General features: G+C 71.2%; 14 protein-coding genes. 5 read left to right on the top strand and 9 right to left on the bottom strand.

What is annotated here, in order from left to right; genetic code table 11:
• Positions 1 to 15 precede the first annotated feature (15 nt).
• Positions 16 to 1,419: a cytochrome P450 gene (locus ACIRDU_RS22045; RefSeq protein ID WP_403581892.1), complete on the top strand. Its 1,404-nt coding sequence runs from the start codon at positions 16 to 18 to the stop codon at positions 1,417 to 1,419.
• Positions 1,420 to 1,791: 372 nt separating this feature from the next.
• Positions 1,792 to 3,273, top strand: a complete 1,482-nt coding sequence (locus ACIRDU_RS22040) for an MFS transporter (protein WP_403582217.1) — start codon at positions 1,792 to 1,794, stop codon at positions 3,271 to 3,273.
• Between the two features lie 27 nt (positions 3,274 to 3,300).
• Here ACIRDU_RS22040 and ACIRDU_RS22035 read toward each other — a convergent pair whose 3' ends face one another.
• Entirely contained in the window at positions 3,301 to 4,398 is a 1,098-nt protein-coding gene (locus ACIRDU_RS22035) for a GDSL-type esterase/lipase family protein (protein ID WP_403581891.1), read from the bottom strand.
• A 256-nt stretch (positions 4,399 to 4,654) separates the two neighbouring features.
• On the opposite strand from ACIRDU_RS22035, the gene ACIRDU_RS22030 reads away from it, so the two are divergent.
• The gene (locus ACIRDU_RS22030; protein ID WP_403581890.1) at positions 4,655 to 8,080 is read left to right on the top strand and encodes an NACHT domain-containing protein; all 3,426 of its coding nucleotides are present in this window, start codon (positions 4,655 to 4,657) and stop codon (positions 8,078 to 8,080) included.
• A gap of 76 nt (positions 8,081 to 8,156) precedes the next feature.
• On the opposite strand, the gene ACIRDU_RS22025 is transcribed toward ACIRDU_RS22030, so the two are convergent.
• The 4 genes from ACIRDU_RS22025 to ACIRDU_RS22010 all read right to left on the bottom strand — a co-directional run bounded on the left by ACIRDU_RS22025 (position 8,157) and on the right by ACIRDU_RS22010 (position 16,859).
• A complete protein-coding gene (locus ACIRDU_RS22025) occupies positions 8,157 to 11,066 on the bottom strand; it encodes an ATP-binding protein (RefSeq protein WP_403581889.1) in 2,910 nt (969 codons plus the stop codon).
• A gap of 191 nt (positions 11,067 to 11,257) precedes the next feature.
• The gene (locus tag ACIRDU_RS22020; protein WP_403581888.1) at positions 11,258 to 12,313 is read right to left on the bottom strand and encodes a (-)-alpha-amorphene synthase; all 1,056 of its coding nucleotides are present in this window, start codon (positions 12,311 to 12,313) and stop codon (positions 11,258 to 11,260) included.
• Positions 12,249 to 13,691 (bottom strand): cytochrome P450, encoded by a 1,443-nt coding sequence (locus ACIRDU_RS22015; RefSeq protein ID WP_403581887.1) that lies wholly within the window; start codon positions 13,689 to 13,691, stop codon positions 12,249 to 12,251. The genes ACIRDU_RS22020 and ACIRDU_RS22015 overlap by 65 nt, the downstream gene beginning before the upstream one ends.
• A gap of 309 nt (positions 13,692 to 14,000) precedes the next feature.
• Positions 14,001 to 16,859 carry a glycosyl hydrolase 115 family protein gene (locus ACIRDU_RS22010; RefSeq protein ID WP_403581885.1) on the bottom strand — a complete coding sequence of 953 codons (2,859 nt, stop codon included), beginning with the start codon at positions 16,857 to 16,859 and terminating at the stop codon, positions 14,001 to 14,003.
• A 376-nt stretch (positions 16,860 to 17,235) separates the two neighbouring features.
• Between ACIRDU_RS22010 and ACIRDU_RS22005 the strand changes: the two genes are divergently transcribed.
• Positions 17,236 to 17,865, top strand: coding sequence for a chorismate mutase (locus tag ACIRDU_RS22005; protein ID WP_403581883.1), 630 nt, complete (start codon positions 17,236 to 17,238; stop codon positions 17,863 to 17,865).
• Positions 17,866 to 17,875: 10 nt separating this feature from the next.
• On the opposite strand, the gene ACIRDU_RS22000 is transcribed toward ACIRDU_RS22005, so the two are convergent.
• Positions 17,876 to 18,346 carry an SRPBCC domain-containing protein gene (locus ACIRDU_RS22000; protein ID WP_403581881.1) on the bottom strand — a complete coding sequence of 157 codons (471 nt, stop codon included), beginning with the start codon at positions 18,344 to 18,346 and terminating at the stop codon, positions 17,876 to 17,878.
• Positions 18,347 to 18,533: 187 nt separating this feature from the next.
• Entirely contained in the window at positions 18,534 to 18,938 is a 405-nt protein-coding gene (locus tag ACIRDU_RS21995; RefSeq protein ID WP_403581879.1) for a DUF779 domain-containing protein, read from the bottom strand.
• A 267-nt stretch (positions 18,939 to 19,205) separates the two neighbouring features.
• Between ACIRDU_RS21995 and ACIRDU_RS21990 the strand changes: the two genes are divergently transcribed.
• Positions 19,206 to 20,138 carry a phosphotransferase family protein gene (locus tag ACIRDU_RS21990; RefSeq protein WP_403581878.1) on the top strand — a complete coding sequence of 311 codons (933 nt, stop codon included), beginning with the start codon at positions 19,206 to 19,208 and terminating at the stop codon, positions 20,136 to 20,138.
• A gap of 6 nt (positions 20,139 to 20,144) precedes the next feature.
• Here the strand turns inward: ACIRDU_RS21990 and ACIRDU_RS21985 are convergent, their stop codons facing one another.
• Together ACIRDU_RS21985 and ACIRDU_RS21980 are read right to left on the bottom strand one after the other, a co-directional pair.
• Positions 20,145 to 22,184 carry a CocE/NonD family hydrolase gene (locus ACIRDU_RS21985; protein ID WP_403581877.1) on the bottom strand — a complete coding sequence of 680 codons (2,040 nt, stop codon included), beginning with the start codon at positions 22,182 to 22,184 and terminating at the stop codon, positions 20,145 to 20,147.
• A gap of 16 nt (positions 22,185 to 22,200) precedes the next feature.
• A complete protein-coding gene (locus tag ACIRDU_RS21980; protein ID WP_403581876.1) occupies positions 22,201 to 23,514 on the bottom strand; it encodes an acetyl-CoA carboxylase biotin carboxylase subunit family protein in 1,314 nt (437 codons plus the stop codon).
• Positions 23,515 to 23,584: the final 70 nt, after the last annotated feature.

Below are 23,584 nucleotides of genomic sequence, written 5' to 3'. Positions count from 1 at the left end.
GAGGGTGGCAAGACGATGGAATCCCAGTGGGGTGACGGCGGATCCGTGGACCTGGACGACACCGGGCTGGAGACACTCAGTCCCGAACCGCTGCTGACCAGGGACTACGAGACGCGTCCCGCGCTCGTGTACGAGCGGCTGCGCCAGCGGCACGGCCCGGTCGCGCCGGTCGATCTGCTGGGGGTCCCCGCCTGGCTCGTCCTCGGCTACCGCGAGTCGCTCCAGGTGCTCCAGGACGACGACGGCTGGCCCAAGGGCCTGGAGAACTGGCGGGCCCGCTCCGAGGGGCGGGTGCCGGCCGACTGGCCGCTCGGCCCCTCCCTCGAGGTCAACCACATCCTGATCCAGGGCGGCGCCGGCTACCGGCCGTTGCGCACCGCCTGGGACGTCGCCCTGAAGCCCTTCCAGGACTCCCGCCACCCCCAGACCAAGCGCCTGAAGGCCGCCGTCACCGCCTACGCCGACGAACTGATCACACTCATCGGGCAGGGCGGCAAGACCGGCGTGGCGGACCTGTCCGCCCAGTTCTCCCGGCCGCTGCCGCTGATGGTGGCCAGCCATCTGCTGGGCTTCCCCGGCTCGCAGGGCGACGACGCGCTGATGGACATGTGGCGCGTGCTCGACGCGGGCCCGGACGCCGAGGCCGCGCTGGAGCGCCTGCTGGCGACGCTGGCGGAACTGGCCGCGCTGAAGCTGGAGAAGCCGGGCGACGACTTCCCCTCGTATCTGCTGGCCGCCCACCCGGACCTGTCGCTGGACCAGCTCGCCCGCGAGCTGTTCATGCTGCTGGGCATGACCTCCGACCACGTCGGCATCCTCGTCTCCAACACCGTCGTGGAGGTCATCTCGGGCGAGGGCAGCGTGCGCGCCAGCCTGTCCGCCGGCATGGTCAGGGAGACCATGAACCGGGTGGTCATGCGCAAGCCGCCGCTGGTCAACTTCGTCCCGCGCTTCGCGGCCCGGGACACCCCGCTCGGCAACTACACGATCCGGGCCGGCGACCCGGTGTGGGTCTCCCCGGGCGCCGCCCACGCCGACCCGCTCTTCGCCGACCACATCGCCTCGGGCACCACCATCAGCACCCGGGCCCACCTGTCCTGGGGAGCCGGCCCGCGCCAGTGCCCCGCGCGGGAACTCGCCTCGGCGGTCGCGGCGGCCGGAGTGGGGCGCCTGTTCGAGCGGTTCGACCACCTCGACCTCGCCCTGCCCGCCGACCAACTGCCATGGCGTTCCTCGCCGTTCATGCGCGGCCTGCGCTCCCTGCCCGTGCGGTACGAACTCGCCTCCGCACCGCCCCCACGGCCGTGGGCGGACGACCCCGCGCCGGGGGTGGCCGAGGAGGTCCTGCCGGACCCGGCCTCCCGGCAGCGATCCTCGCTGTGGCGCTATCTGACGGGTCTCATCCGCGGCGGACGCTGACCGGAAGGGCACGGCGGACGAACGGCGCTGTCGGCGGCGCGCCCGCCGTGGGATGCTCGGGGCAGATCCCTGCACAGGGCTGACGGCCCGCGGGGGCCGGGCAGGTACACCTCGATGACCTGCCCGGCCGTCCCGGGTGATCGCCGACCAGGTTGTCGCGGACCGTCCGCGTCCATGTCGTCGCAGGCCAACCGGCCGTCCCGCGCGCCCAGCTGCCGTCACCGCAAGGCGCCCGCCGAGGCCGACGGTGATCGAGTGGTGGGGTGTGGGAGCCAGGCGTACCGTCGAACGGTGGACACCGCAGGCAGCAGCCCGCAGCCGGCTTCACCACAGGCGACCACCACCAGGGAATCCGGTGGTGGCGGAAACGCGATGGCGCTGCTCGTCATCGCCTCCTGCCAGTTGATGGTGGTCCTCGACATCACCATCGTGAACATCGCGCTGCCGCACATCCAGAGCTCCCTGGAGTTCTCCACCACGAGCCTGTCCTGGGTGGTGAACGCCTACACCCTCACCTTCGGCGGCCTGTTGCTGCTCGGCGGCCGGGCCGGAGACATCCTCGGCCGGCGGCGCGTCTTCGTCTTCGGCGTGCTGCTCTTCGTGCTCGCCTCCCTGCTCGGCGGATTCGCCCAGAACGCAGGCCAACTCCTCGGCGCCCGAGCCCTCCAGGGCGTCGGCGGCGCCATCGCCTCCCCGACCTCCCTCGCCTTGATCAGCACTACTTTCCGCGAGGGACCGGAACGCAACCGCGCCTTCGGGGTCTTCGCCGCGGTCTCGGCCGGCGGCGGCGCGATCGGCCTGCTCGCCGGCGGCATGCTGGTGGAGTGGCTGAACTGGCGGTGGGTGCTGTTCGTCAACGTGCCCATCGGCCTGCTCATCGTGCTCGCCACACCGCGCTACATCAGGGAGTCCGAACGCCACCCCGGGCGCTTCGACATCACCGGCGCGCTCACCTCCACCGCGGGGATGGTGCTGCTCGTCTACGGCTTCATCAGGGCCGCGCAGGACGGCTGGCGGGACGCCCTCACCCTCGCCTCGTTCGCCGGAGCGGTCGTCGTCCTGGTGGCCTTCATCATGATCGAGCGGCGTTCGAAACAGCCCATCACACCGCTGCACATGTTCGCCGACCGCAACCGCGCGGGCACGTACGGCATCATGCTGTGCCTGGCCGCCGCCATCTTCGGCATGTTCTTCTTCCTCACGCTCTTCGTGCAGAACGTGCTCGGGTTCAGCCCGCTCGCGGCCGGACTGGCCTTCCTGCCGGTCAGCGCGGTCATCGCCGTCGGCGCCGGACTGGCCTCGCGGTTCCTGCCCGTCTACGGGCCCAAGCCGTTCATGGTGGTGGGCGCGATCCTGGCGGCGGTGGGCCTGGCCTGGCTGACCCTGACCGACGTGCACTCCACCTACGCGGGCAGCGTCCTCGGCCCGATGCTCGTCTTCAGCCTGGGCATGGGCATGGAGTTCGTGTCGCTGACCCTCATGGCGCTGTCCAACGTGTCCACGCCGGAGACCGGCGCGGCCTCCGGGCTCCTCAACGCCACCCAGCAGGTCGGCGGCTCCCTCGGACTGTCCATCCTGGTCACGATGTACGGCACGGCCAGTACCAACGAGGCGGACAAGCAGGTCCCGGACTTCCTCCAGCAGGCGAGCCCGGCCGAACGCATCCGGTTCGAACGCACCGGGCAACTGCCCAAACCGTGGTCCGACGAGATCCTCACCGCCGGCGTCTCGGCCGCCTTCATCATGGCGGCGATCTTCACCGCCGTCGCCGCCCTGATCGCCCTGGTCGTCATCCAGGTCCGGCCCTCGGACCTCGAACGCCTCAAGGGAGGAGCGGGCCCCGGCCCGATGTGAGGCCCGCCCCCGAACCCTTCGGGCCCGCTACGAACCGATCCGCGCCGCGATGACCGGCGCCAGCCGGTCGGCGATGACCCGGTGCCCCCGGTCGTTGGGATGCACCGAGTCCGTCAGATCGCCCGACCCCAGCCAGCCGGTCGTGTCGACGAAGGACACCCGCGCGTCACCCCCGGCGACGGCGGCCTTCACCGCGGCCTCGGTCTGCGGGACGAACCGCCCGCGGAACGTCTCCAGCGCGAAGATCCACGCCTGCGGGTACGCGGCCCGCGCCTTGCGCAGCAGACTGCTGTACGCCGACTGGAACTGCGCCGCACTCACCCCGTGCCCGACGTCGTTGGTGCCGAGGTTGATGACGACCGCGTCGGCCCGGTAGCGGGAGAAGTTCCAGTCGGGGGTCGCCGCGTTCGGGTTGAGCTTGGTGAACTGCCGCTCCAGTCCGACGCAGCCGTCCGCCGCGGCCACCAGACACGCCCCGCCCTGCGCGATCTGCGTGTGCTCGACGCCCAGCCGCTCCCCGATCAGCCAGCCGTACGCGGTACGGGCGTTCTGCGAGGTCGTCGTGCCCACGGTGATCGAGTCGCCGACGAACTCGACCAGCTTGGCCGGGGCCGGCGGTGCGAAGGTCGTCGCACCGCTGTCCAGGACCAGCCCCTGGAAGACGGCGTCGCCCTTGTACGACCCGGCCACCACCTGGTAGTTGACCTGGAGTGTGTGGTTGCCGGGGGAGAGGGCCGTCGGGGTCAGGTTCACCGTCCCCTTGACGTCGTCGTAGAACTTCACGGGACCGTTGTCGATCCGTGCCCACAGGTCGATCGTGCCCCGCTGCTTCAGCTTGACCGTCCGGCCGGTGAAGCCGGCCCGGTAGTACGCGCCCGCCCAGTACGGGGTGTAGGCGGTGCTGGAGCCGGTGGTGTCCCAGCGGCCGACGAACTTGATGTTCGGGTCGCCGGGCTGGCCGGGGGCGGCCGAGGAGTGGGGGCCGTCCGTGAGACGGCCGGTGGTGCCATCGGGGGCGGCCCGGGCCGGCGAGCCGCCGGCCCAGGAGAGCAGGCTCGCCATGAGCACGGCCGCGAGAAGGGCCGGCCGGGCACGTCTCGGGGAGGTGTGGGGGGAGGTCTGCACGGGTGGGGTTCCCTTCACGTGGGGGTGGGTTGGGAGCGCTCCCATGAGCAGTCTTTCGAGGGAAGCAGTGCAACGGTCCGACGTCAAGTAGTCCGTCATGCAACGAAGTTGCGAAAACGAAGTCGAGAAGGAGGTCCGGCTGCCGCTCTGCCGGGAGGACGCCGTACGGCCGGGTGGCGGGTGTCAGAGGTCCTTCCTCGGGTGAATCCGGCGCCGTCGGCGCGCGAAACCCCCTCGGCGGCGGAACCCTCACAGGGTGAGCGAAGGAGGAGGACTGCCACACCGGCTCGGGCCCGTGCTGCGCGACGGGCTCGGTGTCCGTCGCGCCCTGCACCGGCGCCGGCTGATGCGACAGGGCTACGACCGGACCAGGACCTGGCGGGTCCGCAAGAACGGCGGGTACGTGGCGCTGCTGGTGCTGACGTTCCTCGGGGCGCTGCTCCTGCTGTTCCTGGCCATCACGGCCCTCATCACCCTGCCGCAGGAGAAGGGCTTCGACTCACCCGTCAGATGGATCGACCGGCAGTGCAAGGCGGACAGTTTCAGCTGCACCGTCCTGCAGTCGCTCTTCATGCCGTTCCTCACCCTCGCCCTGGCGACCGTCACCTATCTGTTCTTCCGTTTCAGGCATGTGCGCCGGGCCTATGTGCGCAAGGCACTCCAGGACCCGCACGAACTCGTGGAGACCGCGGGCGGCATCTTCGGCCGGGTCGTCGGCCGCGACCAGCTCTGCTCCGTCCTCATGGAGGACCTGCGCGACCGCCGCTTCCGCCGTACGCATGTCGTCGTCGGCGGCATCGGCACCGGCAAGACGGCGCTGGTGGTGCTGCTGACCCAGCGGCTCGCCGAGCGCGGGGCGGTGCCCGTGCCGCTGCGGCTGCGCGCCGCCGACAAGGACCTGGACTTCCGCGAGCTGGCCTTCGAGCGCTTCTGCCGGGAGGTGCAGGGCACCATCCGTTCCGGCGCGGAGGCCGAGAAGGTGTGGCGGCGGCTGAGCCAGCAGGGGCGGATCGTGGTGCTCGCCGACGGCCTGGAGGAGGCGCTCACCGGCGGCGACCTGACGGAGGAGCGCGACACCATCATCCGGCTGGCCATCCGCCGTGCCAACGAGGAGGGCCTGCCGCTGATCATCACCTCCCGGCCGCACGATTCCCTGCGCGGCATGGAGGCCTCCCTCACCGAACTGGAGCCGCTGAGCGAGGAGGCCGCCCTCACCTACATCTCGTCCGGGGGCGCCGGGGAGGACCGGCAGCGGCTGGACTGGATCGTCGAGCGGGCCGGCATCGCCGAGGCCCCCACCTACCTGGAGATCGCCGCCGAACTGCACGAGCAGGGGCTGCTCGAGCGCGCCCTCAGCGTCCCCACGGAAGAGGAGGCGGTGGAGACCCGGGGCGGCGACCGGGCGTCCCTGCGGTTCCATCTGTTCGAGACCTGGCTCAGCGCCCTCATCAGCGGCCGCTTCCGGCCGCACCTGCCGCTCTCCCCGGAGGAGCGCCGCTCGACCGTCCACTACCTGTCCGCGCTCGCGTGCGTGGGACTCGCCCTGGACACCTCCGAGGTGCGGTTCGCCGACGTCGTCGACGAGCAGGACCCGGACCGCTCCCGCTTCCCCGAGATCGTCCGCGAACTGGGCCGCAGGGTCGGCGACAGCGGCATCGACCTCCGCCTCGCCGCCCACTGGGGCGCCCGGATGGAGCTGGTCGAGCTCGGCGGGGACCGCGTCCGCTTCCAGCACAGCGTGATCCAGGCCCAGTTGGGGGCCCGTTTCCTGAACGCGGTGATCCACCCCGACGTCCCGGCCGAACCCCGGGAGGGCTCGTTCTTCCCGGCGGCCCTGCGCAGGCCGGGCCGGGAGCTGCTCATCGCCATGGTGCTGCACTCCCGGCTGCCCGACGGCGCGTGCGTCCACGAGGAGCCGGGCGCGGCGGCCCCGGACGGAACGTGCTGGTGCCCGGTGAGCGCCGCCCGCGACCTTCTGATGCAGGCCGCCTGCCATGCGCAGGCCGTCCGGAACTCCGGCCACGACAACGACGACAAGCAGGAGGTGCGCCCCCTCTTCGGCCGCACCCTGCACAGCAAGGCCCTCGAGCTCTACGCGGCGGCCCTGGAGATCGACAGCGTCGACGCCGAGCCGGAACAGCATCTGATCGCCATGCGGCTGTGCACGTCCTGGCCGGACCTGCGGGCCCGCGACCCGCACACCCTGCAGACCGCAAAGGCCCTGCTCGTGGCCCGGTTCGGCGAGGCCATGCGCGGGGTCGCCCAGCGGCAGACCCTCCGGCCGGCCTACCTGGAACTGTTCGAGATCGCGCGCCTGGAGCCTTCCTACGCCGTCCGTCTCGCCATCGCGCAGGAGATCGGCGCAGGCGGCGATCTCGCCTTCGCGGCGCTCCAGCCCAGACTGCGCGGACCGCAGGTGGTCGAGGGCCGACGGGTGGAGCGGGAGCCCGACTGGACGGAGGAGATCTGGGGCAGCCAGCAGCCCGAGGTGGTCGGCGAGCGGGAAAGCAGACGCCGACGGCGGGGCGAGGGCCAGGTCGCCCGCATGAAGAGGGAACTGAACGAGCGTGAGCAGCAGCGGCGTCAGGAACGCCGGCGGGAGCGCGAGGACCGCGAGGCCGAGGAACGGCAGTGGCGGGACAACACCCTGTGCGCCTGGCTGATCCCGCTGCTCGTCGGCTCGGTCACCACCCACCGCCATCAGGACACGCCGTACGCGTTCCTGGAGAGCTGGGTGCGCCGCGTCGGCATCCCCGAGGACAGCCCGGACGCGCACGCCGCGCTCGACCTCAATGTGGAGGTGGCACTCGCCCAGGGCTTCAAGTACGCGGCGAACCGCCGGCACCGCCATCCGCACGCCCGGTCCGAAGCCCGCGAGTACCTCAGTGAGCAGGCGTGGGACATGCTCAAGCGCACCCGCTTCTGGTTCACCCGCCTCACGCTGCTGCACGCCCTGACCCTCTGGGACCTGCCCGACGGCGCCACGGTCTCCCACCCGTCGAGCGGCCACGGTTCCGACCCCGCCCAGCAGGTCCGCCAGTGGCTGGCCCGGCCGGACGGCGAACCGGAGCACCCCTTCGTGACGGCGGCCGGGAAACTGTGCGTGTGGGCGCTCGAGACCCGGCAGCCCGAGCGGTTCCTGTGGATCGACGAGTCGGGTGTCGCCGCGCACGTCGGCTCGCAGACGGCCCGGGGCGAGGCCCGCAAGCACAACCTCTGGATCCCGCCCTCCACCGGCTGGAGCGCCCTCCACCCGAGCGCGCAGCAACTCCTCGCCGACGTGCTGCTGCTTCTCAACCTTGCCGAGCGGGGTGACTGGCCCACCGACCGCATCCGCCGCCTCCAGCACACCGCCCGCCCCGACCTGCCGCCCTGCCTCACCCTGGACCGCACCCCGCTCGACCCGGGCCGCACCGCCGTCCGCACGGCCTCCTCCCAGGCGGGCTCCAACTGCCGTGACGACTGCGCCTTCGAACTGTGCCCCTACCCGCCCAAGGGCCTGGACGGCCAACGCGTCGAACTGGGCGAGGCCTTCTGCCGCGCCCAGTCCACCCTCCTGTCCCACTCCCGTTCGGGCCTGCGCCGCAAGGCGTCCTGGCAGCGCCGCACGAAGCTCACGGAGTTGCGGAGGTTCTGGGAGTCGATGGGGCATCGGGCGCAGCACAATGCGCGGCCGCGGTGAGCTGTGACGCCGCGCGACCGGCTGCCGAGCGGCCGGGCCGCGTGGCCGGTTCGCCTGCGGCTGGGGGTCCGGCCTGTCACCGCCCGGGCGGAGGACAGGCCTCCAGGGCCGCCACGAGGCCGGCCGCGTCCGTGCCGAGTTTGCGGTACACGGAGGACAACCGCTGCCGTACCCCTTGCTCGGTGATCCGGAGCTCCTTCGCGACCTCCGATGCCGGGCGGCCCTGCCCCGTCATCTCGGCGGCCTTGCGTTCCTGTGCCGTCAGCATGTCGGTCTGCGCGTAGCGCAGGGGGAGCGGACGCATGCCTGCTGCGGAGAGCTCTTCCCTGGCCCGTGCGGCCAGTGCCTCGGCACCGCAGTGCACCGCCCCCTCCAGCCCCTGATAGAGCCGGTCGGCAGCCTTCTGCACCCGGCCGTTACGCGACAGCGCGGCCCCATGGCCGACCAGGGCACGGGCCAGCTCGTAGGCGGCGGGGGAGCGTTCCAGGTGATCGACGGCCTGCTCGTACAGGTCGAGTGCCGCCGGTCCGCCGGTGACCTCGGCGAGTTTGTGCAGCGACTGCCCGATGACGGACGCGGCGCCGAAGTCACGGGCGCGCTTCACAGCGTCCTGGGCGTGGCGGAGCGCCTCGTCGGGGGCCGTGGGTACCAGTGCGGACGCGAGGCCGAACTGCCACGGGCACCAGGCAGGGTTGCGCCAGGCCCGCTTGTCCAGCCAGGCCCCGACGGCGGTGAGCAGGGGAACGGCGTCCGTTTGCCGCCCCTCGGCCAGGAGCAGTTCCGCGTACACCATCCGGGGGTCGGGGTAGATGACGGCGTTGGGGACCACGGAGCCGTACGCGAACTCGTCGGCGAGCTGACGTGCCTCGGTGATCCGCCCACGGGCCAGCAGTGTCTGGATGAGGACGCCGAGGGCGAACCACCGGGCGGGTACCGCACCGTCCACCTTCTCGGCGATGCGCAGTCCCTCTCGGACCAGGTCCTCGGCTTCGGCGAGACAGCCGCGGCGGTAACGGATGTAGCCGGCCAGGGTCTGGCCCAGGGCCAGGTGGGAGCCCCGCCAGCCTTTGCCCACGCACTCGGCGATGCCCTTGTTGAACAGTTCCTCGGCCCGTCGGGGCTGGTCGCCGTACATGAACACCAGCGCGACCGACACGGGCACTTCGAAGCCCCGGTTCTCGTCGGTCCAGCTCATGCCGCCGTCCAGGGCTTTCTCGGCGTAGGTGAGAGAGGTCTCCCGCGGTTCGCCGCGCTTCATGGAGTCCCAGGCGCGAAGGCCCATGATGCAGCGTTCCTCCAGGCTGCGACCGGGCAACTGTTCGGCCAGCCGGGTCAGCGTGCGGGAGTGGGCGGGTGAATCCACCTCGTCGGTGCGAACCATGCTCCACACGAAGTGGTCGGCCTGCATGCGGAGTTTCACGCGCGGGTTGACGGCCTTCCGTGCCTCCTCGGCCGCCACGGTCGCGGCCTCGGCCAACTGGTCGGTGTGGGCCAGCGCCTGAGTCAGCGTGTAGACGATCGACGCGTGCAGGTCGGGGTCGATGTCCGACTCCGTCAAGGCCTCCCGGAGGTGGCGAACGGTGGCGGTCGGCTCGATCAGGAACGTGCAGCACGCGAGTTCGTACAGGATCGCGGCCCGGTCCTCGGGCAGGGGCGGCTCCTGCAGCGCTCGGGTCAGCAGACGCCGAGCGGTCTCGGTGGCCCCGGCCCGCAGACTCTCACGAGCGGCCTCGCGCAGACATGCCACCGCCTCGGGTTTGCCCTCGCAGGGCACTTCCAGCAGGTGCCGGGCGGCGGCAGTGGGGCTGCTCCCCGCCGTACGGAGTGACTCGGCGGCGAGGTTGTGCAGGAGAACCCGGAAACCGGAGCGGATGTGCCGGTAGATGGACGTGGCGATCAGCGGGTGGACGAACTCCAGCTCGCCCTTCGGGTCGTGCCCCTCGGCCAGGATGCGGGCGGCGCGCAGGTTGGCGGTCGCCTGCGCCGCATCCTCCTCGCCGAGCACCGCGATGGACGCGGCGAGCTGCGGTGAGAAGGGGGAACCCAGGACGGCCGCGGTCTGCGCGAAGCGGACGGTCTTCGTGTCGAGCCGCTGGAGCCGCTCGTGGAGCCTGGGCCCTTTGACGGTCGCGGCGAACTCCCGCATGGCGGACAGGTCCCGCTCGGTGCCCCTCAGCTGGTGATCGCCGAGCCGGATGGCGAGCTCCACCGCTTCGAACGGATTTCCGCCGGTGACCGACCAGCACTCCTTGCAGAACGTGTCCTCGGCGTCCTCCCCGAGTTCGTTCCTGATGATCTGCGTGACGCTGTCCGCGCTGAGCCGGTCCAAGGCGAACGGACGCTTGCCGTGCCGGCTTGCGAGCGTGTGGAACGCATCGCCCTCGGGCGGGAGTTCGTCGGGCCGGTAGGCGACCACGATCAGCAGGGGGAGGTCTTCGACCCGCGGGGCGAAGGAGGCGAGCCATCCGAGGGACTCGGTATCGGCCCAGTGCAGGTCGTCCAGGAGCAGGACGACGGGTGCCTTCCTGACGACGAGGCGGGTCATGACCCAATCGAGGCCCTCGCGCACGCAGAGCGGATCCGGGACCTGGGCGGCGCCCTGCGCCTCGAGGCCGAGCGCCGCCGACACGATGTCGTACCAACTGCCCAGAGCACTGCGGAGCTTGTCCGAGTCCATCGTCGCCAGCGACGGCTGGACGAGCTGGCGCACCACATGGAACGCCAGCTGCTGGTCCTTCTCGCCGCCCCGGCCCGAGAACACGGTGAACCCGTGTGCCGCGGCCCGGGCGCGGGCCTGGGTGACGAGCGCCGTCTTGCCCAGTCCGGCCGAACCGGTGAAGGCGAGGAGCCCGCTGCTCCGCGCTCGCGGAACCCCGTCGACCGCATACCGCAGTTCCGCCAGGGCGGCTTCCAGCGCGCGCAGTTCGCGTCGCCTCTCGAGCAGTGGCCGGTTCTCGGGGTTCGATTGCTGAATCTCCTGCTCCATGTGCCGCACCGCTTCCTGTCGTCGGCCTCGGAGAGACAGGCCGAGCGTATGCTCCTCCGGGTGCGGGATTGAGCTGATTTGATGGTCAGTGCAACTGGAAAGGGTGAATCGTGCCTGGGAGCGGACCCGAACTGTCCCCCTTCGGGTAACGTCGGCCGATCAATCGTTCCCCAGGGACCGTCGGTCGGGGCTCAGGCCAGAGCCTGCGCAGCCGCCGCGTCCGCATAGCGCGGCACGGTGCGGGACCAGTAGTAGCAGCCACGGATCCAGCCGATCATGCCTTCCACGTAGCCGACACCTGCGGGGCTCAACTCCGGTTCGATGTCCGCGTAGAGCTTTTCGAACTCCGCGATCGTGCCGTTGATCTGCCGGATGGCCAGTAACACCGCCGCAGGCAGTGAACACCGGTGCGCCCGTTCGTAGGCAAGAGCCAGATTGATCAACCCGCCCACGCGTTGTTCCTTCACCGCGGAGAAGAGGTCGGGTATCCAGACCGCCGCGTCGGCCGACAGCCGGCTGAGGCGCCGCATCACGGGATGGTGCAGTTCCTCGGGGAGGAGCTCGCAGGGCTGCGCCGCCTCGCACAGCGGGTAGAACGGTTCGACGCCCGCGGTCAGCGACCGTATGGAACTGCACAGGTCGGTCTGGGGCGGGAAGGGGTGTGCCTGTGCCACGGCTTCGTACAACAGACCGTGCACGTACTCCCGGCTCCTCGCCGCCCAGCGCGCGGCCTGCGCAGGGGTGCAGCGTTCCCGCACCTGCTCATGGAGATCGGCCAGTGCGACGCCGAGGGCCGTGCTGGGCGGCTGACCGTCGCGCAGGATCCCGACGCTTTCGCACAGCATCGGCAGCAGCCGGCCCGGTGCCTCCCGGCCGACCTCCTCCGCCTGGTCGTCGAAGATGAATTGATAGGCGATCTGGTTGGCCGCGATCTGCAGCAGGCCGGAGTCCATGGCCGGGCCGTTGAAAGAGGCGAGCTCCGCGGGACGGGTGCGGGCGATCATGGTCGCCACTCCGGGTTCGGCGGTCAGCCCACATTCGGCGAGCCACGTGTCGACGCCCGCCGCGGCCTCGGCCTCGTGGGCATTGCGCTGGAACGCGAAGGGCATGTGAAGGTGGGCGTCGATCAGCTCCACCAGAGTGAACGCGGCGTCCTCGTCCCGACCGCCGACGGCGATCTCCTCATGCGTGATCGACATTGCTGTCACCTGCCCTTCGTGAACCCGGCACTTCCACGGCGTGCGCACCTTCGGGACGGGACGTGCGGGGACGCGGCTCGCAGACCATCACCAGCGAGCGCTGTCCGAGGGTGATCGCCGGGCGCTGACGCTCGTCGCGGTCGGACAGATGGTGCAGACGCCAGCGGCCGGCGATGGTCGCGAGCGCCAGTGTGGCCTCCGCCATGGAGAACGCGTCCCCGAGGCATTTGCGGCTGCCCGCCGAGAACGGCATCGTCGCCCGGCGCTGCTCGGCGGTGGTCCGGCCCGGCAACCAGCGCTCGGGGAGGAAACGCTGCGGTTCGGGGAACGTGCCGGGGGAGTGGTGCAGCAGGTAGGGGCTGTACAGCACGGTGGCGCCCCGGGGCAGCCGGCGACCGGCCAGCTCCGTCTCCCTGGTGGTGAGTCGGGTGAAGAGCCAGCCGGGTGAGGTGTGCCGCAGCGTCTCGGAGATCACGCTCCGGGTGTAGACGAGCCGAGGCAGATCGCCGGGCCCTGGCCGCGGCCGTCCACCGAGCACGGTGTCGACCTCCGCGTGCAGGCGGTCCTCGGCCTCCGGATGGCGTGCCAGGAGACCGAAAGCGTCGGCGAGGCACAGTGCGGGCGCCTCGACCCCTGTGAGCAGCAGCGTGACCAGGTGGTCGTGGATCTCCTGCGCGGTGAGTGCCGGCGTGGCGTCCTCGCGTCCGGTCGACAGCAGCGTCCCCAGGACGTCGTCGCGGGCAGCGCCTTCGCTGCGCTCCGCGATGGCCGTGGCGATGATCGCGTGCATGCGCTCGATCGCCCGCTGGTAACGGCGGTTCGCGGGTGTGGGGATACGGAAGAGGACGTCGATCGGTGCGACGGTACGGACGAACAGGCCGCGGACGATGACGGTCAGACAGTCCCGCACTTCGATCGCCGTCGCCTCGTCGAGTGAGTCGGAGAGGAGGACGCGGCTGATCGCCCGGGTCGTCAGTGCCATCATCGCCGCGCTGACGGGGACTTCCCGTCCTGCCTGCCAGTCCCGGCACGCCGCCTCGGCCTCGTCGACGATCAGGTCCGTGTACCGGGCGATGCGCGAGGGGCGGAAGTCGGGCTGCAGCATCCTGCGTTTGCGCCGGTGAGTGTCCTGGCGGCACGTGACGAGCCCGTCGCCCATCAGCTTTCCGAGCCTGTCGTAAAGCGGGCCTCCCTTGTCGAAGGTGGCCGGGTCCATGAGGACCTGGTGGACCAACTCCGGGTGACACACCATCCACGCGCGCTGTGGGCCGAGCCGCAACTCGACGAGGTCACCGTGCTCGGGTAAAGAATTCACAAACGCCAGCGGCCGACGGGCCAAGGCGATACCGTGACTGATGAATGGGAATATGCCTGGAGCAGTACCGACCGTCCATGCGCGCTCGGCTTCGGGAACGAGGCCGTTCATCGAAAAACCACCTGCCTCAGTCGACCAGGTAATCCGGTGAATTTTCACCGACTTGGCACTTGCACCATGTCCTGCCCAGTCCGGGCTGCCCGTCGACTTGGAGAACCCCTTTTCCAGGGGGGCGCACGGGAGCACGGGCAAGCGCTGGGTGACTCATTGCTGGTGCATGTCGGCACCGCTGATGCTTTTCGCCCGCCACTCGTGCTTCTCGAGTCGCTCCTTTCCCTTGCCCAACGTTCCGATTCGAAAGCGGAGCTTCCGGGCCGGCGGAGCCCGGGGTGGCTCCGCCGGTTACTCGGCGGCCGGAGACTACTGGCGGTAACTCTCCGGCGGCGCCAGATACCCGCCCCCCACCCCACCCGTGTCGACCACGATCTGGTCCACCGCGATCCCCGGGTCCACCATGAACACCCTCAGTACATGCTCACCGGGTGCGGTCACCGTCAGACGGGTCGTCAGCTTCTCGACGCCCTCCTCCACGTTGCGAGCCCAGGCGTCGCCCCGGTTGCCGGTGGCGATCGCCTGGCCGGACAGGAGGGTCGGCGGCTGATCGTCGAGGGCGACCGCGACGCGCCGCTTGCCGCGTTCGTCGAGGGAGGGCAGCCGGAAGACCGTCACCGGGAAGGTGCCGGCCGTGGCGAAGCGGACCCGGTACCGCAGCTCCGGTGACCGGGTGGTGAGGTCCTCCGTGATCGGCGGTGCCGTCGTCGGGACCGCCTCGACGGCGGCCGTGCGGCGGCCCAGCCCGCGCACGACCCGCCACCGCGCTCCGCCGCGCGGCACCTCGCGGTCGAAGTGCGCGGCGTCGATCGACACAAAGCCGTGGGCCTCGACGAAGCCGCGGGCCCGTCGGCGCGCCCGTTCCCCGTCATTGACCACCAGCAGCGGCACCTGGATGCTCCGGTCGGCACCGGTGAAGGTCAGCGCCGGACGGTGCGTGCCCTCCGGCACCCGCTCCCAGTCGATCTCGGCCCACACCCGGATCTGGTCGGTGAGTTGACCGCCCGTCGAGCTCAGCCGGATCCATGGGGCGCTCGGCTCGGCCTGCCACTCCAGCGGGAGGAAGCCGGTGTTGAACACGTCCACGAAGCGGCGGTCCCGGGTGTAGGACGAGAAGGACAACGGGCGGTCCGCTCCCGTCTCGTTGCCCTCGGAGGCCAGGCCCAGGCCCGACGTCTCCTGGCGGGGGACCCTGGTCACGGCGGGGCGGCCCGGCGCCTTCGGGATCTCGGAGGGGTAGGGGTTGACGATGCCGTCCCACTTCCCGCCCGCGATGTCGGTGTTGTAGCGCCGGGTGATCGCCTGCTCCTCGGCGTGTGCCGCCTCGGCCAGGTCCGCGAAGCGGTTCGTGCCCGCCCCGCGGCCCTGCCGGACGGCGAGCGCGTTGCGGTCCGCCCAGTAGTACTTCAGGTTCATCAAGTACGCGCCGTGGACGGGGTATTCGACCAGCTCGTAGTAGGCGTTCCGGTAGGCCTCGGGCAGCTTCGAGCCCAGCCGCCGCGCACGTTCCAGCAACCGCTCGTAGGCCGACATGCGCCGGCCCGCCTCGTCGCCGTGGTGCACCGTCGAGAAGACCGCCCGGTCGATGAACTCCGGGCGCCGCTCCGCCGCCAGGCGGTAGTACTCGGTGCGGATCGCGGCGATCTGGGAGCCGTACCGCCGGCCGAACTGGCGCCCGGCCCATTCCACGAGGAAGTCCTCGACGTTCCCGGGGCCCCAGCGGTCCACGTCCCAGGCCATGTCCAGGCAGAAGGACAGCCCCGTCTCGATCGACTTGATGTCACCGACGTTGAAGATCCACATGCGGTCCACCTGATGCTCGTGGACCCGGCGCAGCTCCTGCCACACCTTGCTCAACTGCGTGGTGTCCAGCCACAGATAGCTCCGGGGGCGTCCCCAGTAGGAGAGGTGGTAGTAGATGCCGTTGCCACCGGGGCGGCGGCGCTCGGCGTCGTTCGGGAGCTGTCGCATGTTGCCGTGGTTGTCGTCCGGCCAGATCAGCGTGACGTCGTCGGGGACCTGGACGCCCGCGTTGTACAGCTCCAGCACCTCCTTGTACGGGATGAAGATCTGCGGCTCGGCCGCCGGGCCCACCTCCTCGGCCAGGATGCGGCGCTGGTCGGCGATGATGTCGTTCATCACCACGACCTTCTCCGGGACGGTGGTGGCGTGCTTCGTCTCCAGCGCCGAGTCGTGCAGGCCGCGCATGCCGATCGTCCAGCTGCTCTCGTAGGCGGCGTTCTGCCGGGCCCGGGCCCGCCAGTAGTCGGAGATGACGGCAGGGTTCACCGTGTAGTCGTAGAGCGGCAGGCTGCCGTCGGGGTTCCGGTGCTCCTCCGCCCACGGCTGCCATTCGTGGACGCCGTTGCGCAGCATGGCTTCGGGGTGGCTGGAGCCGACCACGATGCCGTAGCGGTCGGCCAGTTCGGGGTTCTCGCGGTGCTTGTTGAAGAAGTCGGAGTAGGGGTGCATCGCGGGCCAGAGGTAGTTGGCCTTGAGGCGCAGCAGCAGCTCGAAGACCCGCTCGTAGGTCCTGGGCCCGATGTTCTTGTCCGGCTCCTGGGTGCGGTGGGACCAGGTGGTGAGGTTCTGCTCGTCGTTGATGAAGATGCCCCGGTAGCGGACGGCGGGTTCCCGGCGGAGGAAGGGGCCGGCCGGGACCGTCACCGTGTCGCGGCGGGCCACGGGGACGTCGGCCCACCAGTACCATGGTGAGACGCCGATGCGTTCCGAGGTGTCGTAGACGCCGTAGACCGTGCCTCGGCGGTCGCTGCCGGCGATGACCAGGGCACGTCCCACGCCGGGCAGCGGGCGGTCCACGACCTGGGTGACGGAGGCCTCCCAGCGGCCCTTCACCCCGGAGACGTCCAGGCGTCCGTTGCCGATGAGCCGGTCGATCACCGGGCTCGCCCCGATCGTCCCCACCAGGATCAGGAGTTCGGCGCGCGGCGGCACCGTGTGCAGGAGCCTCGGGCGGACGCCGCCGACGCGCTCCACGTCCGCCTGGAGGTCGCCGGCCGCCCGGAGGACGGCGGGGTCGTCCGCCGCGTCCACGAACACGTCCACGGCGGTGCCGTCCCGGAGCAGGGGGAAGTCCGGGCGGCGGGCTGAGGGAGCGGCCTCGGCGGTGGTGACGGGAAGCAGGGGAGCGGCGCCTGCGGCTGCCATCCCCCGTAAGAAGGACTTGCGGGTGACGGACGGGAGTGACGGTCTCTGCGGCACTGGGCACTGCCTTTCCGCGCCGGCCCCGCGGCGGTTCCTCGTCCGGCCGTCGGCGGGGCTGCGCGCACAGGGGATTGGCATGGGCAGGCTAGAAAGCGCTTGCCGATGCACCCTAGGCGAGGGCATGTGAGGGCGTCCAGATGTGGGCGGTGGGTCCGGTGTTGCAGCGCTTCCGCTACGGGGGTCCCCGCCAACAGCTCGGCGGACGGCGGGACATGGGGCGGCGGGAGGTTTGCGAGCCGGGGTCGGCGCCGTCGTGCGTCCCGAGGGCGATCGGTACGTTGGCGCTTGCATTGCTTCCCCTCACGGAAGGGTCGACCCGGTGCGCCCACGACGTCTCCGCCCCTCTGCTCTCACCGTTCTCGGCGCCGTCGCGGCGGCGGCCCCTCTGGCACTCGGTCCGGCCGGCCCGGCCGCCGCCGACACCCGGCCGCCCGCTTTCGCACGCCATGCCGCCACCGCCCACGGCCTCACCCCGGTGACCGAACTGCTCGCTCAGCGGCTGCTGCTGGCCGACAAGGTCGCCGCCGCCAAGTACGGCACCGCCACGCCGATCGATGACCCGGTGCGCGAGGCGCGGATCCTGGACGACGTCCGGACCCGGGCAGCCGCCCTCGGGCTCGACCCGGACGCCGTGGCCGCCGTGTTCCGGGACCAGATCGAGGCGAACAAGCTGGTGCAGCGCGGTCTGTACGCCCGCTGGGACGCGAACCCGGGCGAGCGTCCCACCGAGCGCCCCGACCTGACCAAGGTGGTCCGTCCGGCCCTGGACCGCATCACCACCGGGCTGCTGGCCGCGCTGCGGGACACGGAACGGGCCCGGTCCGCGCCCTCGTGCGGTCCGCGCCTGGCCGTGGCCGCCGGCTGGTCCGCCTCCACGTACCGGCTCGACGCCCTGCACCTGGAGGGACTGGTGCGGGCGCTGCCGTCGGTGTGCACCGGCGCCCGGTAACCCCCGCCGTTCAGGCAGAGCCGTCGGTCTCGACGAGCCGGGCCAGGTTCGCCAGGGCCATGCGCGTGCCGGTCTCGTTGTCGGCGGCGGGCACGGCGTCGGGGATGCCCTCGTGGACCATGAGCACGTCGGTGCCGCCGCCCTCGGCGTCGGTGAGCGTGGTCGTCAGCGTCATGGCGCCGCGCAGGGCGGGGTCGGCGGCCTCGAACTCGAGCACCTCGACCACCTGCTCGTCCGGCACCAGCCGCGCGAAGTGGCCGTGGTAGGTGTCGGTGTGCGCGGCCGACTTCCCGGAGGCGTCCGGTGCTTCGTAGGTGAGCGAGACCCGGAACCTGCCGCCCTCGCGGGCGTCGAACTCGTGCACCTCGCCGCTCATCCCGGCCGGTACCCGCCAGCGCGCGATCGCCTCCGCGCTCACCAGTGCCCGGTAGACGGCGGAACGGGGAGCGTCTACATGGCCGGAGACCCGGGACGTGTACATAGGGTCCACCCTAGGGGGTGTCCGCAAAGTCCCGCCTGCCCCGCGACGCCCGGCACGCACTCTCGCCGCACCGGGCGAACACCCGAGTACAACCAGTACGCGGGTGCCCGCCCGGCGCGCCGAGAGCACGCACCGAACGCCGCGGGGCCCGCCCTCCGGGCGAACGACGCGACATTGCGGACACCCCCTAGGCCGTCAGGTCCGCCCCGTTCGGCAGCGGCGGTTCCGACTCGAGGCGGCGCAGCTCCTCGTCGGTGAGGAGGCGGGAGCGGAGCAGGAAGCGGACGCCCTCGGGGGCCTCCAGTGAGAAGCCGCTGCCGCGGCCGGGGACCACGTCCACGGTGAGATGGGTGTGCGACCAGTACCTGAACTGGTCCGAGCTCATCCAGAACGGGGTGTCCCCGGCCACGTGCCCCAGCAGGACGTCCGAGGCTCCGACCCGGAACTCGCCGCGGGGGTAGCACATCGGGGCGCTGCCGTCGCAGCAGCCGCCGGACTGGTGGAACATCACCGGCCCGTGCGTCCCGGTCAGCCGACGCAGCAGGTCCTCGGCGGCGGGGGTCAGTTCGACACGCCCTGTGCGCACGGTCATGTGGTCCTCCTGCGGTGACGGTGGGGTCGGGAACCGGTCCGTATCGCGAGTCGTCCAGTATCCGCCGCCGTACGGGTGGGGGCCACAAGCCGGGAGCGGCACCTGTCCCCTCCCGCCTAGTGAGGACTCGGATCAGGCCGCCGGTCAGCCGGTCGCCCCTGCGGTACGCGGCCACGAACCGCCGGCCGCCAAGTCTCCCTCCGCAAAGCCGACTTCATCGTTCCGAGCAGGCAAGGGCTCGACCGGCCGACCACGGGCGCTGGTTGAATGCCGGGTGTGACCGACACCGACGCGCAGGAGACCGACCGCTGGGTCCAGTACTTCGCCCGACGCGGCTACCCCCATGCGCGGCGGCTCGCCTCCGGCATGGAAGGGACCGTCTACCGGCTCCAGGAGGGGACCGTCGCGAAGGTGTGGGCCGGACGTCCTCCCGGGGACTTCGAGCTCACCCGACGGCTCTACGCCGACATCGCCGGGCATCCCCTGCCCTTCCGCACTCCGGAGATCCTCGACGCCGAAGAATGCGACGGCGTGCTCGTCAGCTACGAACGCGAGCTCGGCGGGCGCCCGTTGCGCTCCGGGCTCGACGGCGACCCGCCCGCCCGCGACCTGCCCCGCCGGGAGACCGACGCCCTGCTCACCGTCCTGCGCGGACTGGCCTCGGTGCCGGGCAGCGAGGCCATGCGGCGCCTGGTGATCCAGGGGGACGACCGGCCCCTCTGGCAAGGCCATTCCCGCTTCTCCGACGCGCTCGCCGCCCTCGTGGAGCGGGCCGTCGGCCGCAACAGGGACGCCCTCGCCGCACAGGTGCCCGGGCTGACCGATGTCGTGTCCCGCACGACCACCGCGCTGCGGGCGCTGCCCGACCAGGCCGACAGCGTCATCCACGGCGACCTGGTACCGCCCAACATCCACATGGACGCCACCGGGCAGCCGGTCGCCGTCCTCGATTTCGGGTTCTGCACCACCGCCGGCGACCCCGCCTTCGAGGCCGCGGTCACGGCCGCCGTCTGGGACATGTACGGACCCGACGCCGACCGTCACACCGCCGAGCTGAGCCGTCTCTTCGCCCGGGAACTGGGCCATGCCGAAGAGGTCGTGGCCCTCTACCGGAGGGCCTACGCCCTCATCACGTACGACCTCTTCGGCATGGGCCCGCACGACGGGCACTTCCGCTGGTGCGCCGCCCGGTCGAGGTGATGCTGCCTACAGCAGGTCGCGGGGGACCTTCTCGTTCCAGGTGCGGGAGAAGACCCGCCGGCCGGCCTCGTACGCGTCGAGGGTCGCGTCGACGAAGAAGTCCGTCTCGTCGCAGGTGAGCCGAGTGTGGGTGACCACCCGTACGTCCCAGTCGTCCCGCCGGAACCGCATGGTCCACGTGGTCTCGCCGCCGACCGAGGTGAAGTCGTCGGCGACCGCCGTGTAGCGCTCGTGGGCGCGGCGGCCGGCCTCCAGGCCGATGTCCTCGAAACGGACCGTGCCCCGGTCCTTCACGATGTCCAGCTCGGAGCGGTAGTCGATCAGATCCCGCTTGACGTCCCAGCGTTCCTCCGGGGGCGTCACCTGGGTCATGGCGAGCGGGGGAGTGCCCTCGGGCTCACCGAAGGGCGAGGACGGCACCTCGTCGGGCTCGTCCACCGGCCGCACCGGCAGGGTGAGCGTGCTGGAGTGCTCGTGGACACTGAGCAGGGCCGGCTTCGGCGCGGGCCAGGCCAGCGGCCAGTAGGACGTCGACAGGGACAGCCGGATGCGATGGCCCGGCGGGAACGCCTGCGCCACCCCGTTCAGCGGGATGGTGGCCCGGTAGCGACGCCCCGGCTCCAACGGCTCGGGCGCCTCGGTGCTGTCACGGCGGGTCAGATTCAGGATGCCGTACGAGACGCGCGTCGCGGCGCCGTCGGGGCTCACGTCGGACAGCCGCGCGGCCACCATGGCGACCGGCTCACTGACCGACAGGTCGAGCTCCACGCTCGGCGAGCCGAGGATCTCCACCGGCTCGGTCAGCGGCTCGGTGTCGAAGACGAGCGAACCGCCGTCCTCCTCCCGCTGGTCGTAGGGCAGGTCCGGCGGCGCGTTGTAGGAGGCCCACTTGCCCGCGAACTGGCCGACGGACAGCGGCGACCGCACGGTCATCGCCGCACCGCCCTCGGACGCCTCCGCGGCCGCGTCCCGCGGCGGCCCGATCGTGTGCCGCGTGAGCGGGTGGGCGACGGGCCGGATGTGCGGGGACGGCCAGTCCGGCTCGCCCACCCAGCGGCCCGGCCGCTCCTCGTAGGAGGTGGAGGGCGGCACGCTGTCCTGCATCCAGGCCTGGAGCATCGGCCCGTCCATGACGCCGTTGTCGGCACCCTTGAGCCAGTGGTCCCACCACCGCACGAGCTCCTGGAGGTAGCCGATCGCGGGGCCGGGCTCCCCGAGATGGGGGAACTTGTGCGACCAGGGGCCGATCAGCCCCTTGCGGGGTACGTCCAGGTTGCCGAGCAGCCGGGTCACGGCGTTGGAGTAGCCGTCCGCCCAGCCACTGGAGGCCAGGACCGGACATTGCACGCTCGTGTAGTCCTCGCACACCGAGGCGTGCCGCCAGTAGTCGTCGCGCCGCTGGTGGCGCAGCCACTCCAGCACCCAGGGCTCGGTGTTCTCCAGCCGCTCGTGCCACATCTCGCGCCAGCGGTCGCCGACCACGGCCGGGTCGGGCGGGCAGGTGCCGTAGGCGAACATGGTGCCCGCCTCGGCCAGATTGTCCGACAGCAGGGCGCCGCCCATGTAGTGCATGTCGTCGGAGTGCCGGTCGTCGGTGAAGGAGGCGATGGCGATGGCCTTCAGGCTCGGCGGTCGGCGGGCCGCCACCTGGAGCGCCGCGAACGCGCCCCAGGAGATGCCCATCATGCCCGTGCCGCCGTCGCACCAGGGCTGCTCCGCCAGCCAGGCCAGGACCTCCTCGGCGTCCGCCTGCTCCCGTTCCAGGTACTCGTCGCGCAGCACCCCTTCCGAGTCGCCGGTGCCGCGCAGGTCGACGCGGACGCACGCGTAGCCGTGCCCGGCGAGGTAGGGGTGGTGGATCGAGTCCCGTACGGCCGTCAGATCGCGCTTGCGGTAGGGGATGTACTCCAGCACCGCCGGCACCGGCTCCTGGTCGGAGGAGGTGGGGCGCCAGATGTGCGCGGAGAGCCGGACCCCGTCGGACATCGGGATCGTGACGTGCTCTTCTTCCTTCGTCTCGTACGGCAGGTTGCTCACGTAACGCATGGAAGTGACGTGCTCCTCACTTTCGCGCGGCTTCGGCCTCGGACGGGGCGTGCTCGAAGGAGAGGCCCAGGGCGGCCACGCAGTGGTCGAACTTCTCCCGCAGTTCCGCCTCGTCGGCCCCGCCGGTGTAGATGTGCGCCAGCTCGTAGCTGTAGCTGTCCTGCCCGGGGAGGTCCGAGAGCCTGTCGCCCTCTCCGGGGATCACCTCGATGCGCACGCCCGGGGTCTCCCGCTCGATGCGGGCGATCTCCTCGGGGCTCGGCACCCGGCGCACCACACCGTCGGTGAACCAGCGGTGGTACCACTTCGCGGCCATCGCGTACTCACCCTCGCGGTGCGGCATGTGCGGGTCCTCGCCGAGGGCGAGGCTGACCATGCAATGGTGGTTGGGCACGCCGTCGACGTACTGGAACAGCTCCGCGTGCGACTGGGAGTGCCGGGGATTGATCTCCAGCAGGTTGATCCCCTGGGTCCGCGGGTCGTAGAAGTACTCGATGCTGAAGGTGGCCGAGTCCATTCCGATCTGCCGCATCACGCGCTCGCTGACGTCGTGCAGTTGGGCGATGACCGGGGGCGGCAGCATCGACGGGTACTGATGGCGCAGGAAGCAGGAGGAGTCCGGGTACTGGATGGAGTCCAGGACCCCGTAGATCGTCACCTCGCCGCGGTGGACGTAGCCCTCGACGGCGACCTGGACGCCGGACATCGCCTCCTCGGCGAGACAGACCCGGCCGCCCACCCCGTGCATCTCCGGCGGCAGGTCGATGCGTTCGAGGATGTGCTCGAAGGGGCGGCCGATGCGGGATATGCCGTCGCGGATCTCGGCGACGGCCTTGCGGAACTCCTCTTCGTCATCCACCCCGAAGGCGAGTTCGGAGGAGTACGAGAGGGCCGGCTTGAGCCACATCGGGAAGGTCACGTTCTCCGGCGGGCGCGGCGGCTCGGCCGACAGGTCGACCTGGTCGAAGCGCGGGTGCCGGTCGGTGGCCTTCTGCTGCTCCAGCCGGCTCCAGTACTTGTGCTCGCACTTGACCACCGACTCCAGACTGGTGCTGCGGGTGCCGTAGCGTTCGCTCAGCATCGGGACGAGGGTGCTGACCGGGAAGTCCCAGTAGCCCACGATCGCGTCGATGCTGCCGTCGAACGCGTCGAGCACGCCCTGGGCCTTGTCCAGCAGTGTGGGCAGGTGCACTTCGCCGACCTGGAGTTCCTCGATCGTCAGCAGCTGGTGAAAACGCAGCCGGTCTGCTCCCGGAACCTGCTGGAGTGTGGGCAGATTGGCCTCGTCGAGCCCGATCACGAAGACGTTCTTCACCGTCTCGTCAGACACGGCTCTCCTTCCGACGACGTACGGCCCGAAGGCCGGCTTGCAAGATCGACGGAGTACCCCACGTGCCTGC

It is taken from the genome of Streptomyces sp. NPDC093598 (genome assembly GCF_044764825.1).
GTDB lineage: Bacteria > Actinomycetota > Actinomycetes > Streptomycetales > Streptomycetaceae > Streptomyces.
Note: the sequence above shows the minus strand (reverse complement) of the source record. Positions and strands in the feature narration are given on the sequence as shown.